Source organism: Kribbella sp. NPDC056951 (assembly GCF_042674205.1).
GTDB lineage: Bacteria > Actinomycetota > Actinomycetes > Propionibacteriales > Kribbellaceae > Kribbella > Kribbella yunnanensis.
The window spans coordinates 53001-68841 of sequence record NZ_JBHUQZ010000004.1; the positions used below are offsets into that span (position 1 = coordinate 53001).

Here is a 15841-nt window from a genome sequence, read left to right on the forward strand (position 1 = left end):
CCGACGAGGGTTCGATAGGCGCTTGTGGAGCAAACTGAGGAAGACCGCGGCGTCTCGTACCGGACCTTGATCTGGCTGGCGGTGGCCGCGTTCTCGACCGGGATCGACGGTTATGTGCTGGCGGGGCTGTTGCCGGCGATTGCCGATGACCTGCGGGTCAGCGAGGCAGCGGCTGGTCAGCTGATGACCGTCTTCGCACTGACCTCGGCTATCGCGGCTCCGATCCTTGGTACGGCGACCAGTCGGTGGGAGCGTCGGCGGACGATCGCGCTGTCGCTGGCGGTGTTTGTCGTCGGCAACCTGGTCGTTGCTCTCGCACCGAACTACGGGGTCGCCTTTGGTGGTCGGGTGATTGCGGCGCTCGGTGGGTGTCTGCTGAACGCGGTGATCCTGGGGTATGTGATCGCGCAGACTCCGATCCGGCATCGGGGGAAGGCGCTGTCGTTCGTGCTCGGTGGGTGGATGACCGCGACCGCGCTCGGTGTGCCGGTCGGGCTGGTGATCGGGCAGTCCAGTTGGCGCTTCCCGATGATCCTGGTGGCGGTGGTTGGCACGATCGCGTTGGTCGGGATCATGCTTCGGCTGCCTGAACTGCACCTCCCGGCCGGGACCTTGGCCGACCGACTTCGACCGCTACGACAGCCTCGGCTGCTGGCTGGTCTGCTCGTCACGGTCGGCATCCTGTGCAGCAGCTACACCTGCTTCACCTACGCGACGCTGATCTTCGGACCGACCTTCCGGGCCGACTGGATGATCATCCTGATCATGTTCGGCTACGGCCTGTTCAGCATGCTCGGGAACGCCGTCACCGGCCGCCTCACCGATCGCTTCACGCCGATCCGCGTACTGACTGTCGTCCTGACCGGTCTCCTGCTGAACTCGATCATCGGCGATGTCGCCCTGACCTTCGCGCCGGTCACCGTGGCGGCCGTGATGGGGTTGATCTGGTTCTTCCTAGCCGGCGTCGGCAACGGCGGTGCCGCCGTCCCCCAGCAAGCACGCCTAGGCGGCCTCGCCCCGGACTCAGCCGCCATCGTGATGGCCCTCAACGGCAGCGCCATCTCCCTCGGCGCCGCCCTAGGCGGTGGCCTCGGCGGAATCACCCTCGCCGCCGGCGCCGCACCCCACACGTTGCTAACAGTCGCCGCAACGATCCTCGCCCTCACCCTCGGACTCCACCTACTAGTCGCCCGAGAGCGGACTGCCTAGGCGCGGTGGTCTGCCGCCAGGTCGGCCGCCAGCGCGAGCGTGCTCTCGTCCAGGGTTGCGGGCTCGAGAACGGCGGTGCGTGCGTAGGCGGCGCGGAGTAGCAGCTCGACGGAGTTGGCGCGGCCTGGAGCCTCTGTCTCCACCGATCCGACCGAGGCCGGGTCGAAGGGGAGATCCAGGTGCTGGTAGATCTCCGTCAGCAGCGGGCGCAGCTGGTCATCGTTGCCTAGGACAATCAATGCGCTGAACAACCAGCCGTTGCGCACAACGCGTTGTCCGGTGCCGATCAGCTTCACCACGCCACGTGCGTTGACACTGTGCGCACCCGGGCAGTACTCCCCCGGTACGGCGCCAACTCGCGCGTCGATCCCGAGATCGCGGAGCACACCGGCGTACAGGTCGCCGTAGTGTGCGAAGCGGGACTCCATGCCATCCGGAGCGAGGCGCTCACTTCGCACGTGGTCAACGACCAGCGCCTCAGTCGTGTACGCGACCGGTCGTCCGCCAACCGCGCGCACCAACGGCTCGAACCCAGCTTCGCGAGCAGTCCGTACGGCGGCCGCGAAACCCGGCAGCCGGGTATCGCGGCGACCGAACACCACGACCGGATCAGCCGGCCGATAGATCCGGAGTGCCTCATCGACAAAGCCGTCCGAAGCTCGTCGTACCAGCGCATGAGCGACTGCGAGCTCTAGTGCTTCTTCACCTTGTTGCAGAGGACCCGAGTACACATGCACCTCGAAATGGTGACATGCCCTAGGGTGCCTGCATGGAGGAGGCCAGCCCCGAGGTCCAGGCACGGGTTCGCACGAGTTTCGAGCACCAAGGTCTGATGGAACATCTCGGCGCGCGGCTGACCCGCATTTCTCCGGGGTGTGTGCACATCGAGTTGCCACGGCGCCCCGAGGTCACTCAGCAGCACGGCTACTTCCACGCCGGCGCGACCAGTGCCATCGCTGACAGCGCAGGCGGCTACGCCGGCCTCACACTCTTCGCTCCGGACAATTCGGTCCTGACCGTGGAGTTCAAGATCAACCTGCTGGCGCCGGCTGAAGGCGAGTACCTCGAAGCGGTGGGCAAAGTGCTCAAATCCGGTCGTACGTTGACTGTTTGTCAGCTCGAGGTCTTCGCAGTGGAAGGTGATCGTCGCATGTCGGTGGCCGTCGGGCAACAGACGTTGATGCAGATCGCGGCCCGCCCGGAGCACTGAAACGTTGAGTGCTCAGACACATTTCGTCGGGGTCGTAGAGGCATTGTCTCGGGGTCCGGCAAGGTCTGAAAGAAGTTGACCGTGCGTACATCTTGACGGGGCCGGTCAGCATCTGACTACTGTTAGTGAGTACCCCGACGGGGTCGGACAGTAGGCGATCTGGGGACGCCGGAATCCGTATGCCACTCGTCGTCGCTCCGCCCATGCCATCAGACAGCAGACCCGCGCTGAGTCCTGGCTTTGTCATGCCTTGACAGCACGTCCAGCGTGGCCCGGATCCACAAGGTCCTCACCTGCGCAGACCACGCAGGCGTGGTGCTGACGCATGCCCGCAGTCGATTCGAAACGGTGGTGTATCTTCCATGACCCTGACCGAACCTGATGTGAGCGCTAACGGCCAGCCGCAACTGAGCCTCGGTACGGCGGCCGCCCGCAACCTGGCCACGACCACGAAGTCCGAGCCGCAGATGCAGGGCATCACCTCGCGGTGGCTGCTCAAACTGCTGCCGTGGGTGGAGGCCAAGGGTGGCGCCTACCGGGTGAACCGCCGGCTGAGCTACGCCGTCGGCGACGGCCGGGTCACCTTCACCACCTCCGGTGCGGAGGTCCGGGTGATCCCGCAGGAGCTCTGCGAACTGGGCATGTTGCGCAGCTTCGACGACGTCGAGGTGCTGTCCGCCCTCGCGGACCGGTTCGTGCAGCGCGACTTCCAGCCCGGCGACGTGATCGTCGAACGCGGTCACCCGGCCGACCAGATCTGCCTGATCGCCCACGGCAAGGTGAACAAGATCGGCGTCGGCAAGTACGGCGACGAGACCGTGCTGGAGACCCTGATCGACGGCGATCACTTCACCTACAAGGCGATTCTCGAGTCCGACGACCTGTGGGAGTACACGGTCAAGGCACTCACGCCGGGCACGCTGCTCACCTTGTCGCAGCAGTCGTTCGAGGAGTTGATCGGCCAGTCCGACAGTCTCCGCGCGCACATCGAGAACTTCCGCAACAGCCCCGAGGCCGCCAGCAACGAGTTCGGCGAGGCCGCCATCGAGCTGGCGGCCGGCCATGCGGGTGAGTCCGATCTGCCCGGCACGTACGTCGACTACGAGACGACCCCGCGTGAGTACGAGCTGAGTGTTGCGCAAACCGTGCTGCGGGTGCACACCCGGGTCGCGGATCTCTACAACCACCCGATGGATCAGACCCAGCAGCAGTTGCGGCTCACCATCGAGGCCCTGCGCGAGCGGCAGGAACACGAGATGGTCAACAACCGCGACTTCGGCCTGCTGCACAACGCGGATCTGAGTATGCGGATCCCGACCCGCAGCGGACCGCCGACGCCGGGAGACATGGACGAGCTGCTCAGCCTGGTCTGGAAGGACCCGGCCTTCTTCATCGCGCACCCGCGGTCGATCGCCGCCTTCGGTCGCGAATGCACCAAGGCCGGCATCTACCCCGACTCCGTCGATGTCGGCGGACACCGGCTGCCCGCGTGGCGCGGCGTACCGATCTTCCCGTGCAACAAGCTCGGCATCAGCGACACCCGGACCAGCTCGATCATGCTGATGCGGACCGGTGAGGACACCCAGGGTGTCGTCGGCCTGCACCAGACCGGGTTGCCGGACGAGTACGAGCCCGGCCTGTCGGTGCGGTTCATGAACATCAGCGAGAAGGCGATCATCAACTACCTCGTCAGCGCCTACTACTCGGCCGCTGTCTTGGTCCCCGACGCGCTAGGCGTTCTCGAGAACGTGGAGATCGGCCGCGAGGGCTGATCGATGGCTGGTCACGGGGGAACGCAGCCCTATGAGCTGCCCGACTTCTACGTGCCCTATCCCGCCAGGATCAATCCACACCTGGAGGGAGCCCGGGCGCACAGCAAGTCCTGGGCCTACGAGTTCGACATGATCGACGTACCGCAGGAAGGGCATCACGTCTGGGACGAGCACGACTTCGACTCCCACGACTATGCGCTGCTGTGTGCGTACACCCATCCGGACGCGACCGGTCCGCAGCTCGACCTGGTCACGGACTGGTATGTCTGGGTCTTCTACTTCGACGACCATTTTCTCGAGCTGTACAAGAAGACCCGCGACATCCCGGCCGCGAAGGCGTACCTCGACCGACTGCTGGTGTTCATGCCGGCCGAAGGCGAGATCACCGAGATCCCGGAGAATCCGGTGGAGCGCGGTCTTGTCGATCTGTGGAACCGCACCATCCCGTCGATGTCGGCGGACTGGCGGCGGCGGTTCCGGCTGACCACCGAGGCTCTGCTCGCCGAGTCCCTGTGGGAGCTGTCGAACATCAGCGCCGGCCGGATCGCCAACCCGATCGAGTACATCGAGATGCGCCGCAAGGTCGGTGGCGCGCCCTGGTCGGCGAACCTGGTCGAGTACGTCACGGCCGAAGTACCGGAGGCGATCGCGGAGACGCGGCCGATGCATGTCCTGAGTGACACGTTCTCGGACGCCATCCACATGCGCAACGACCTTTTCTCCTACCAGCGCGAGGTCGAGGTGGAGGGTGAGGTCAACAACGCGGTGCTGGTGATGGAGACCTTCTTCGGTTGCCCGACGCAACGGGCGGCGAACCTGGTCAACGACATCCTCACCTCGCGGTTGCACCAGTTCGAGAACACGGCCGTGATCGAGGTCCCGCAACTCATCGCCGAGAACGGGATCGACCCGCAGGGGCAGCTCGACGTACTGAACTATGTGAAGGGTCTGCAGGACTGGCAGTCCGGTGGTCACGAGTGGCATCTGCGGTCGAGCCGCTACATGAACAAGGGCGGCAAGGCAGCGACGACAGGCCTCGGTACGTCGGCGATGCGGATCGTCTCGTCGTTGATCGCGACGGCTCCCTACCGCACGCGCAGTCACAGCTTCACGCCGTACCAGCCGGTCGGGCCGACGACCTTGCCGGACATCTACATGCCGTTCAAGGCCAAGAGCAGTCCGCACCTGGACACTGCGCGGCTCGAGGTTCTGCAGTGGGGTGCGCAGACTGGCATCACCGACGGGACGATCTGGGATGCCCGGATGCTGGAGGCGTTCGACCTTCCGCTCTGTGCCTCCGGCATCTTCCCGGATGCTTCGGCCGACGAGCTCACACTGGCGAGTGAGTGGCTGGCTTGGGGGACGTACGCCGACGATTACTACCCCGAGGTGTTCGGGCGCCGGCGCGATCTGGCCGGTGCCAAGGTGACCACAGCACGGTTGTCGGCGCTAATGCCGCTCGACCTGGTCGGCGCCGAGCCGGTCGGACCGTTGGAGGTGTCGCTGGCCGATCTGTGGCAGCGCACCGCCGGGCCGATGTCCGACGAGAACCGGCGGGCCTTCCGGCAGGCGGTCGACTCGATGACCGAGAGCTGGCTGTGGGAGCTGGCCAACCAGGCGCAGAACCGGATCCCCGATCCGGTCGACTACGTCGAGATGCGGCGCCGGACGTTCGGCTCGGATCTGACCATGAGTCTGTGCCGGATCGGCCACGACCGCCGGATCCCTCCGGAGGTCTACCGATCGCGACCGGTGCAGGCGATGGAGGCCGCGGCCGCCGACTACGCCTGCTTGCTGAACGATCTCTTCTCGTACCACAAGGAGACCCAGTACGACGGCGACTTCCACAACGGGGTCGCGGTCGTGCAGAACTTCCTGGCCTGCACCAAGGACGAGGCCGTTGCCGTGGTCAACGACTTGATGACGGCCCGGATGCAGCAGTTCGAACGCGTCACCGAGAACGACCTACCCACCATGATCGCCGACTTCGGCCTCGCCGACGACGTCGGGCACGCCGTGCTCGGGTACGCCGAGGAACTCCGCAACTGGATGTCCGGAATCCTCGTCTGGCACGAAGGCTGTCATCGCTACAAAGCCTCCGATCTACCACACCGCGCCGCCCAACCGCAACGACTCGGCATTCCAACTGGACTAGGCACCTCAGCCTTCCGACTCGCTAGAAAGGCCGGTGCAGCATGACCGTCGACCACACGGAACAAGCCCAGCTCAGCCTCGGTACGGCGGCTGCCCGCAAACTGGCGACCACCACCAAAACCGTCCCACAGATGCAAGGCATCACCCCGCGGTGGTTGCTGAACCAGCTGCCCTGGGTGGAGACGAAGGGCGCAGCCTTCCGGGTGAACCGGCGGACCACCTTCGCGGTCGGCGACGGCCGGCTCAGCTTCTCGGTCACCGGATCGGACGTCCGAGTGATCCCGGCCGAGCTCACCGAGCTACCGCCGCTGCGCGGGTTCGAGGACGAGGACGTACTGAACGCACTGGCCGAGCGCTTCCACCGCGATGACGTGCAGCCCGGTGAGGTGATCGTCGAATTCGGCAGCCGGGTGGACGACGTCGTACTGATTGCGCACGGCAAGGTTTCCAAGACCGGAGTCGGCGAGTACGGCGCCGGCACCGACCTCGGGACCGTTGCCGACGGCGACCATCTCGGCGCGCAACTGCTGACCGAACCGCCGGAACACCTCTGGGAATACACAGCCAAGGCACTGACCAGCTGTGTGGTCCTCCGGCTCAGTCGCCAGGACTTCACCGAGCTGCTCGATCGATCGGAGTCGTTGCGCACCCAGCTCGACGGCTACCGCGAGCGCCCGCGGCACGCGCAGAACAAGAACGGTGAAGCGGAGATCGACGTCGCCTCCGGTCACGCCGGTGAGGATGTGCTGCCCGGCACGTACGTCGACTACGACCCGGCCCCGCGGGAGTACGAGCTCAGCGTCGCGCAGACGATCCTGCGCGTGCAGACCCGGGTCGCGGATCTCTACAACGACCCGATGGACCAGACCGAGCAACAACTGCGGCTGACCATCGAGGCGCTCCGCGAGCGGCAAGAGTGGGAGATGTTCAACAACCGCGAGTTCGGGCTGTTGCACAACGCGGACTACAACCAGTGCATCTACACCCGCACCGGTCCCCCGACACCGGACGACTTCGACGAGCTACTCACCCGGCGGCGGAAACCCCGGTTGCTGCTCGCCCATCCGAAGGCGATCGCCGCGTTCGGCCGGGAGTGCACCAAGCGGCGCATCTACCCCGAGAACACGGTGGTCAACGGCAAGACCGTGCACGCCTGGCGCGGCGTACCGCTGCTGCCGTCGAACAAGATCCCGATCTCCGACACCAACACCACCTCGGTGCTGGTACTGCGAACCGGTGCCGACGACGAGGGTGTCATCGGGCTGCACCAGACCGGCCTGCCGGACGAGTACGAACCGGGCCTGAACGTGCGGTTCCTCGGCATCAGCGACAAGGCAGTCATCTCGTACCTGGTCAGCACCTACTACTCGGTGGCTGTTCTCGTCCCGGACGCGCTGGGCGTTCTGGAAAACGTCGAGCTCGGTGGATGAGAGGGATGAGATGTCAACACTCCAAGAGGCCACCAGTCAGAGTGGTCGTTCGGCGTCCGAGGTTCTCGCGTGGAGCCGTGAGGTCGTCGACCCTGCGCTCCGGGCCGCGATAGCCACCCTGCCACCGGCCACCCGCCGGATCGCCGACTACCACTTCGGCTGGGCCGACGAGGAGGGCCGGCCGGCCCACGCCGACAGCGGCAAGGCGATTCGTCCGGCCCTCGTCCTGCTCACCGCACAAGCAGTCGGCGGTACGACGGAAGCCGCGCTCCCGGCTGCGGTCGCGGTCGAGCTGGTGCACAACTTCTCCTTGCTGCACGACGATGTGATGGACTGCGACACCTCGCGACGGCACCGCGCGACCGCGTGGACCGTGTTCGGACTCGGGCCGGCCATCCTCGCCGGTGATGCGTTGCTCGGCCTGGCGTTCGACGTACTGGTCGGGAGCGGTCATCCGGCGCGAGGTGAGGCTGCGCGGATCCTCGGGGCGGCGGTTCAGGAGCTGGTCGACGGGCAGTTGGCCGATGCCGAGTTCGAGACCCGGGACGACGTCGTACCGGCGGAGTGTGTGCGGATGGCGCAGCTCAAGACCGGCGCGCTGCTCGGGTGCTGCACGGCACTCGGCGCGCTGCTCGGCGGCGGCCGACCTGACCAGGTCGACCACCTCCGGCTGTACGGCGAGGATCTCGGGCTCGCGTATCAGTACGTCGACGACCTGCTCGGCATCTGGGGGACGCCGTCGGTCACCGGCAAGCCCGTGTACTCCGATCTCAGCCGCCGCAAGAAGTCGCTGCCAGTGGTGGCCGCGCTCGCCTCCGGTACGCCGGCCGCTCGGGAGCTCGCCGCTTTGTACGGGCAGACCCACGAGCTGTCGGCCGAAGAGCTGACGACTGCGGCGGCACTGGTCGAGACCGCGGGTGGTCGTACGACCAGCCAGGCCCAGGCCGATGCCTTGCTGACCGGAGCTCTGGGCTCACTGATCAGCGCCGGTGCACTCGCACCCGCGTCCGTCGAACTGGAGAGGCTGGCACGGCTCGCAACCCGTCGTGATCACTGAAGGGGGGATCCGATGACGACACGAAGAACCATCCTGCTCGCGTCACCTCGGTCGTTCTGTGCCGGGGTGGAACGGGCGGTCGACATCGTCGAACGATTACTGGCGGCCCGGTCCGGGCCGATCTATGTCCGCAAACAGATCGTCCACAACACCAGAGTCGTCGACGACCTTCGCCAACGGGGGGCGATCTTCGTCGACGAACTCGACCAGGTGCCGGAAGGCGCCACGGTGGTGTTCTCCGCGCACGGGGTCGCGCCGGTCGTCCACCAGGACGCCGCGCGGCGCGGACTCGACGTGGTCGACGCCACCTGTCCACTCGTCACCAAGGTGCACGTCGAGGCTCGCCGGTACGCCGCACGCGGGGACACCGTCGTCCTGATCGGGCACGCCGGTCACGAAGAGGTGGAGGGGACACTCGGCGAGGCGCCTGAGCAAACCGTGCTGGTGGAGACGCTCGCGGATGTCGAGGCACTGCAGGTCGACGATCCGGATCGGGTCTCGTACCTGACCCAGACGACGCTGGCCGTGGACGAGACCACCGCCCTGATCGATGCCCTGCGCAACAAGTTCCCCGGCGCCCGGGGACCGGACACGGCGGACATCTGTTACGCCACCACGAACCGGCAGTCCGCGTTGACCGTGATCGCCGAACAGGCCGATCTCGTGCTCGTGGTCGGGTCGGCCAACTCGTCGAACTCGGTGCGCCTGGTCGAGTTGGCCGAGCGGAACGGCACGACGGCGTACCTGGTGGACCGGGCGGACGACGTACCGGTCTCGTGGTTCGACGGCGTCCAGGTGGTCGGACTGACGGCGGGTGCCTCGGCACCGCCCGAGCTGGTGAACGAGGTGATCGAGCGGATCGCGTCCTGGGGTCCGGTCGAGGTGATCGAGCACGAAGTGACCCGGGAGACCGTCCGGTTCACGTTACCCCCGGCAGTGAGGCAAGTATGACTCTGTTCGTGAGCGGTTTGCTGTGGGTCGGCGGCATCATGATCGTCACCGGCGTCCTGGCCGTCGTACTGCGCAAAGCCCGGCAGCGCGTCGGCCGCGAGGCCAACAACGAGGTCGCCGGACAGGTCTTCACCGTGGTCGGTGGAGTCAACGTGGTGATCGCGGCGTTCGTCCTGATCTCGTTGTTCGACGGCATGGACACCGCGTCCAAGACGACGTACGACGAGGCGAACGCGCTGGTCGCGGTCAACTGGTCGGGGAACACGCTGGCCGAGCCCACTCGGTCCCGGGTCGAGGAGCTGACCAAGGAGTACGCGACCCAGGTCGCCGAACGCGAGTGGCCGGCGATGCGGGACGGGCGGGACGTCGGCGCGCAGGGCTGGACGCTGCTGTCCGAGCTGCAACGCACGCTGGAGAACGCGAAGACGACCAGCCAGCGGCAGGAAGAGAGCCGGGTCCAAGCAGTCAGCCAGGTCTGGAACGTGTACCAGGCCCGGCAGGAGCGGCTGAACTCCAGCGGCAGCGGCGTCAGTTCCGTGGTCTGGTTCGCGATCATGATCGGCAGCGTGATGTCGGTGGCGCTGATGTTCATGTTCGGCGGCCCGGGGCTCTACTCCTACGCCTTCATCGTCTCGATGCTGGCGGGCGCGATCGGGTTGCTGCTGTTCGCGATCTACCAGCTGCAGAACCCGTTCAGCGGTGGAGCTGATGTCGGTCCGGAAGCGTTCCTGTCCGCGCTCTCCCGCTTGGGCGACAGTGGGTGACGTCCGTCGAGCACTCGCCTGCTCAGCGGTGGTCGCGGTAGCCGCGGCCGGTGTTGTCCTGGTCGCCGTACCGTCCGAGGCGGCGACCCCCGAGTGCTCGATCTACGACTTCCGGTCGACCGGGTTCACGTCGTTGTCCCGGATGGTCCGGGTCGACCTGCCGGCCGGAACCTCGACGGATCTCGGCCGGCTCGACTATCAGATCCAGGCCGCTGGGTACTCGACCAGGCAAGGGCTCGTCTACGGCGTGGCGACCAGGGACAAACACGGCTGGCTGCTGCGCCGGCCGCGGCTGCTGACGGTGAACAGCCGGGGAGCGGTCACCGATCTGGGCGAGGTACGGCGGGGTGTCGGGGGCCTCGCCGATCCGGTCGGTGGCGCGGTCTCCGGGACGAAGTTCTACGTGCGGGATGTACATCGGCTCTTCACGATCGACATCGATCCGGGGAGTCCGACGTACCGGAAGGTGGTGGGTGATGTGCGACTGAAACCTGTGACGCTGGGTCTGTCGGTGGACGACTTCGGGGTGTCGCCCGTGAGCGGCACGCTGTACGGCGTCTCGACGTCCGGGCACACCGCGAAGCTGGTGAGCCTGGATCCGCGGAGCGGCTCGGTGCAGACCGTCGCGTCGGTGCCGGGGATCCCTTGGCACGACTCGTACAGCTCGGTGGTGGTCGGGGCGTCGGGGGTGTACGCCGTTCACACCGGGCACGGGCGGCCGAGCCGGGCGTTCCTGATCGGCTTCAACGGGTCGGCGCGGGAGATCGCGTCGTGGCGACCGGTGGCGTTCAGCGAGGCCGCGGGCTGTCTGCCGCGCGTCGCGCCATCGCCACCTCCCCCGACTCCAACGCCAACCCCTCGCCCGCCGACACCGCGGCCGACGCCTCGGCCGACGCTGACGCCGACGCCGCCGGTCCCGCGGCCGACCCCGAGGCCTACGCCGACACCTGCTGTCCCGGTGCCGCCGCGGCCGACTCCGACGCCTACTCCCACTCCTACGCCGACCTTTGAGCCGCAGGTGGTTGTGCCGCCACCTTCCAGCCCGACGCCTACCCCGACTCCGACACCGACGCCGCGTCCGGCGCAACCTGCGGAGGAGAAGGAGTTCGTCGCGGCTCAGCAGGCAGCTGCCCGGCCGCCGGAAGCCGATCGCGCAGTGCAGGTGATGCGGCGCTGGTCGCTGGCGACCATCATCCTGATCATGTCCGGCGGCGCCGTGATGGCCGCGACCCGCAGAATGCGGCGCTCGTGACCGCGCCCTGCGTCGAAGCCCGGCGCGAGCACGAACTCGGCGTACTGCATGATGCCTTGAGCAAGGATTCCGGACTGATCCTGGTCGTCGGCGAATCCGGAGTGGGCAAGACCCATCTCCTGCGCCAGGTGGCGTCCCGGCATCCGGTGCCGTGGTTCATCACCCAATGCCTCGCCGGTACGTCGTCCCTCGCGGCCCTGCTCGAGGTTCTCGGTGTCGACCCGGCCGAACCCGATCGGCGCGGTGCGGTCCTGCGCGGCCTGGCGCACCTCGGTCCGATCGTGCTCGCGGTGGAGGACCTGCAATGGGCGGACCCGGAGACCTTGCGGCTGGTGCGGTTCGTCGCTGCCCGAATACCGAAGGGTGTGCACGTGGTCGTGACGTGCCGGCCGGAGGCCATCGAGGCGGGGTTCCTCGCCGAACGGCTGACCGAGATCCGGCTCGGTCCGCTCGATGCCGGCGAGGTGCAGGCAGTGGCCGCTCATCAGCTGGGTGGGCATCAACTGTCGCTGACTCTGGCCGAAGAACTGACTCGACATAGTGGCGGTCTTCCCTTTGCAGTGCTGGAGTTTCTGCGCACGATCAAACCTGGAACCTCGGTCGAGAACGAGGTACGACGAGCCCTGGTCGAGACACCACCGCCGGTCGCGTTGCGAGCGTCGTTGGGGATCCGGATGCGCGAAGTACCGGAGTCATGTCGACATGTCGTTCGGGCCGCGGCGGTCTTGACGACTGCGGCCCCGGAGTACCTGCTCGGCACGGTGGCCGGGTTGACCGGGCCGTCCTTGACGGCGGCGATCGACCATGCGCTGGCCACCGGACTGCTGCACGAGCGGCGGCCCGGACTCTACGATCACCGGCACACGCTGGCTCGGCGCGCGGTGCTGGCGATGCTGCCGCCGGACGAGTTGCGGCGGTTGCACCGGCAGGCAGCCAGGGCGTTGATGGGGATCACGCCGGCACCCCACGCGCGGATCGCCGAGCATGCCCGGAGGGGTGGCTTGCTCGGTACCTGGCTGACCCACGCCGAGCTGGCCGCCGATCATTTGATTGCTGGCGGCAACTTCATTGCCGGAGCCGACCAGCTCACCGCGATGCTGGAGGTGACCGCCTTACCGTGGACCGATCGGGCTCGGCTCGCGACCAAGCTCGGGCGGACGGCGCTCGCCGACAACGCGCGGTGGAGCGAGGTGATCGCCGTACTGGGTGAGGTGCTGGCCGAGTCGGAGGTTGCCGGGGTGACGCGCGGGCGACTGCGGTTGATGCTCGGGTTGTTGTTGCATGACCGGGCTGGTGACATTCGGGCGGGACGGCGTGAGCTGTGCGCGGCGGTTCCGGAGTTGGATGGTGATCCGGGGTCGATCGCCTGGGCCTTGTCGGTGCTCGCGGTCCCGACTCGTGGTGGTGAGCCGATCGCCCAGCAGCGCGTGTGGATGCGCCAGGCCCGATCGCTCGTGCAGGAGACGGTCGACGGGGTGACGCGGTACGCCGTACGGACGAATGAGGCTCGTTTCCGGCTTGCCACGGGTGAGCTGGATCCGGCGCCTGGTGCCGAGGCGGCTGCGGCACGTGCCTGGCTCGGTCAGCGGCAGACGTTTGCGAATGTCGGCACGGATCGGTATTCGCGGGCCGTGGTCGCGGCGGCGCAGGTGCGGGTCGCGTTCGCGGCGGCCGACTGGGCGACGCTTGAGGAACGGTTGACGCGGGCAAGGGCTGCGGCCGAAGGTCTGCCACTGGTGCTGGCAGAGCTGGACCTGGTCGACGGCCGGCATCGACTGGCTCGCGGTGATGTTGCCACGGGCAAGGAGATCCTCGAGACGGTCATCGCCCGGACTGCGCTCGGACCGTGGCCGCTGCATGCCGCGGCGGTTGCCGCGAGCCCCGAGGCCGCCTACGAGCAGTGCCTGGACATCGTTCGGCGCAAGGGGTTGTGGGCGATCTCCGGTGATCTGGTCATCCAGGTCTGTACGACGCTGATGCGGGCGAATCGGGTCGAGGATGCGACGCGGTTGGCGGATGAGTTCATCGAGGCGGTCGGGGATGTGAACGCTCCGGCGGCTGCCGCGGCGGCGGCGCTCGTCGATGCCGTCGTACGCCCATCGGTTCCCGCCTTCGGACAGGCGGCGGCGCAGTACAGCGCTCTGGGTTGGCGGTACTACGAGTGTCTGGCGCGCGAGCAGCTCGGGCATTACCTGCTGGGCAGAGGCGACGCCGAACACCTGACCGAGACGGCTCGCACGTACGACGCTCTGGGCGCGCGCGGTGACGGCGAACGCTGCCGTGATGCGTTGCGGGCGGCGGGTTTCGCGGCGCCGCGTAAGCGCGGACGGCGCGGGTACAACAACAAGCTCTCGCCGCGAGAGCTCGAAGTGGCCCGGCTGGCTGCGCAAGGCCTCACCAACCGCGAGATCGCCGAACAGCTGAAGCTCTCGGTCAGCACCATCGAGGACCACATCACGAGCACCTTCCGCAAGCTCGGCGTTGCCCGGCGCAACAGCCTGGGGCCGTTGCTCTGAGCATCATGTCCGGACATAAGAGCGCCGGTGGGTGTGAGATCTGCGGAAACGGGTAATGGCGGGGGCGCACGATCCGAAACCATCGAGAGAACGGGGAAAGACGATGGGTATTTTCGACAAGGCCAAGGACGCCCTCGGCGAGCACGGCGACAAGGTTGACGAGGGCATCGACAAGGCCGGTGACCTCGCCGACGAGAAGACCGGCGGCGAGCACGCGGACAAGATCGACCAGGGCCAGGAGTTCGCCAAGGACCGCCTCGGCAGCCTGGGCGGCGACGACCAGCAGAACAGCTGAGCCACCGCCCGGTCACCGTCAGCTCATGGCGGTGACCGGGCTCGGCGACGTACCCTCCTGAACAGGGGCTGATGCAGGGGGGAACTGCTGATGAGTCGGCTGCGCCGTGCGCTGGTATGGATCTCAGGGGCTTCGGCCGGGTTGGGCGCTGCGCTGGCGGCGACGGTCCCGTTCGAGGCGGTGGAGCTGATCGACATCTCCCGTCGTGGCGGTACAGCGGGTGCGCACCACCTGCGGGTGGATCTGGCCGACCCGGCGTCCTGGCCGGCCGTCGCCGAGGACTTCGACCGGCGCACGGCCGATTTCACCGGGGATGTCGTGGTTTTCATCCACGGCGCCGCGACGCTGACCCCACTCGGATCGGCAGATCGGGTCGACAGTGCGCAGTACACCCGTAACGTTCTGCTGAACTCGGCCGCGGCTCAGGTGCTGGGGCATGCGTTCCTCACGGCGGTGGCCCGGGTGTCCTGCGAGAAACACCTGATCATGGTGTCGTCCGGGGCCGCGCGGCGTCCGCACGAAGGTGAGTCGAGCTATGGAGCGGGCAAGGCGGCGATTGACCAGTGGGTCCGCACTGTCGGTCCGGAGCAGGATCGTCGTACCTCCGGCTGTCGAGTGATCTCGGTGTCACCGGGTGCGGTCGACACCGAGATGCAGGCCGAGCTGCGCGCGAGCTCGGATGAACAGGTGCCGGAAGTGCGCCGGTTCCGACAACTCGAGGCGGACGGTCAACTGGCCAAGCCCGAGGACGTCGCCCGGATCATCTGGTCCCTGCTGGACCGCGAGCTGCCGAACGGCGCCGTACTGCACGTCCGCGACGTCACTTGACGCGAGACCGCCGACGCTTGGGGTGACAGCCCTGGATCACGGGCACGCCGGGGAGCGACTGCGGCTCAGGTGGTACGACGGGCTGATCCGCGGCGAGCACGAGGATCCCGCGCTGGTTCAGCCGGCTGTACTTCGAATACGGATCGTCCGGATCACCGAGTAGATCTAAGGTCAGCACGATCACCGCGGAGACGTGCTCCTCGGTCGTCGCGGCCTCCAGCAGTACGGCGAATCCGTCCGGATCGGTCAGCGCGTCATCGACGTGCACGGTCCCGAGGGTGTGTCCCTGGGCCCGCGCGGCGTCGGCTAGTAGTTGCTGCTCCATCCCGATCTCGAAGTGGCGCAGCGAGCATCGCCTGTGCACGTAGCCCAGAGCGAGCGGCATCGGCCTGCTGATCATCAT

Annotated in this window: 14 protein-coding genes; 12 read left to right on the forward strand and 2 right to left on the reverse strand. The window is 67.2% G+C overall.

Features of this window, described 5'->3' with window-relative positions; genetic code table 11:
• The first annotated feature begins 24 nt into the window (after positions 1–24).
• The gene (locus ACFTSF_RS18340) at positions 25–1209 is read left to right on the forward strand and encodes an MFS transporter (protein ID WP_380154881.1); all 1185 of its coding nucleotides are present in this window, start codon (positions 25–27) and stop codon (positions 1207–1209) included.
• On the opposite strand, the gene ACFTSF_RS18345 is transcribed toward ACFTSF_RS18340, so the two are convergent.
• A complete protein-coding gene (locus ACFTSF_RS18345) occupies positions 1206–1946 on the reverse strand; it encodes a biotin/lipoate A/B protein ligase family protein (RefSeq protein ID WP_380154882.1) in 741 nt (246 codons plus the stop codon). The genes ACFTSF_RS18340 and ACFTSF_RS18345 overlap by 4 nt on opposite strands.
• A gap of 32 nt (positions 1947–1978) precedes the next feature.
• Between ACFTSF_RS18345 and ACFTSF_RS18350 the strand changes: the two genes are divergently transcribed.
• From ACFTSF_RS18350 to ACFTSF_RS18400, 11 genes are all read left to right on the forward strand, one after another.
• Entirely contained in the window at positions 1979–2419 is a 441-nt protein-coding gene (locus ACFTSF_RS18350) for a PaaI family thioesterase (protein ID WP_380154883.1), read from the forward strand.
• Positions 2420–2781: 362 nt separating this feature from the next.
• Positions 2782–4191, forward strand: coding sequence for a family 2B encapsulin nanocompartment shell protein (locus ACFTSF_RS18355; RefSeq protein WP_380154884.1), 1410 nt, complete (start codon positions 2782–2784; stop codon positions 4189–4191).
• Between the two features lie 3 nt (positions 4192–4194).
• A complete protein-coding gene (locus ACFTSF_RS18360; RefSeq protein ID WP_380154885.1) occupies positions 4195–6390 on the forward strand; it encodes a germacradienol/geosmin synthase in 2196 nt (731 codons plus the stop codon).
• Entirely contained in the window at positions 6387–7775 is a 1389-nt protein-coding gene (locus tag ACFTSF_RS18365) for a family 2B encapsulin nanocompartment shell protein (protein WP_380154886.1), read from the forward strand. Before ACFTSF_RS18360 ends, ACFTSF_RS18365 begins: the two co-directional genes overlap by 4 nt.
• 10 nt (positions 7776–7785) lie before the next feature.
• Complete coding sequence (locus ACFTSF_RS18370; protein ID WP_380154887.1) at positions 7786–8832, forward strand: family 2 encapsulin nanocompartment cargo protein polyprenyl transferase; 1047 nt, start codon at positions 7786–7788, stop codon at positions 8830–8832.
• A 12-nt stretch (positions 8833–8844) separates the two neighbouring features.
• Positions 8845–9783: a 4-hydroxy-3-methylbut-2-enyl diphosphate reductase gene (gene ispH, locus ACFTSF_RS18375; protein ID WP_380154888.1), complete on the forward strand. Its 939-nt coding sequence runs from the start codon at positions 8845–8847 to the stop codon at positions 9781–9783.
• A complete protein-coding gene (locus ACFTSF_RS18380) occupies positions 9780–10547 on the forward strand; it encodes a hypothetical protein (protein WP_344165117.1) in 768 nt (255 codons plus the stop codon). Before ispH ends, ACFTSF_RS18380 begins: the two co-directional genes overlap by 4 nt.
• 28 nt (positions 10548–10575) lie before the next feature.
• Positions 10576–11799 carry a DUF6923 family protein gene (locus ACFTSF_RS18385; RefSeq protein WP_380154889.1) on the forward strand — a complete coding sequence of 408 codons (1224 nt, stop codon included), beginning with the start codon at positions 10576–10578 and terminating at the stop codon, positions 11797–11799.
• Positions 11796–14315, forward strand: a complete 2520-nt coding sequence (locus ACFTSF_RS18390; protein WP_380154890.1) for a LuxR C-terminal-related transcriptional regulator — start codon at positions 11796–11798, stop codon at positions 14313–14315. The genes ACFTSF_RS18385 and ACFTSF_RS18390 overlap by 4 nt, the downstream gene beginning before the upstream one ends.
• A gap of 103 nt (positions 14316–14418) precedes the next feature.
• A complete protein-coding gene (locus tag ACFTSF_RS18395) occupies positions 14419–14610 on the forward strand; it encodes an antitoxin (protein ID WP_380154891.1) in 192 nt (63 codons plus the stop codon).
• 90 nt (positions 14611–14700) lie between these two features.
• On the forward strand, positions 14701–15438 hold the full coding sequence (locus tag ACFTSF_RS18400; protein WP_380154892.1) for an SDR family NAD(P)-dependent oxidoreductase: 738 nt from the start codon (positions 14701–14703) through the stop codon (positions 15436–15438).
• Here ACFTSF_RS18400 and ACFTSF_RS18405 read toward each other — a convergent pair.
• Entirely contained in the window at positions 15431–15841 is a 411-nt protein-coding gene (locus ACFTSF_RS18405) for a hypothetical protein (RefSeq protein ID WP_380154893.1), read from the reverse strand. The genes ACFTSF_RS18400 and ACFTSF_RS18405 overlap by 8 nt on opposite strands.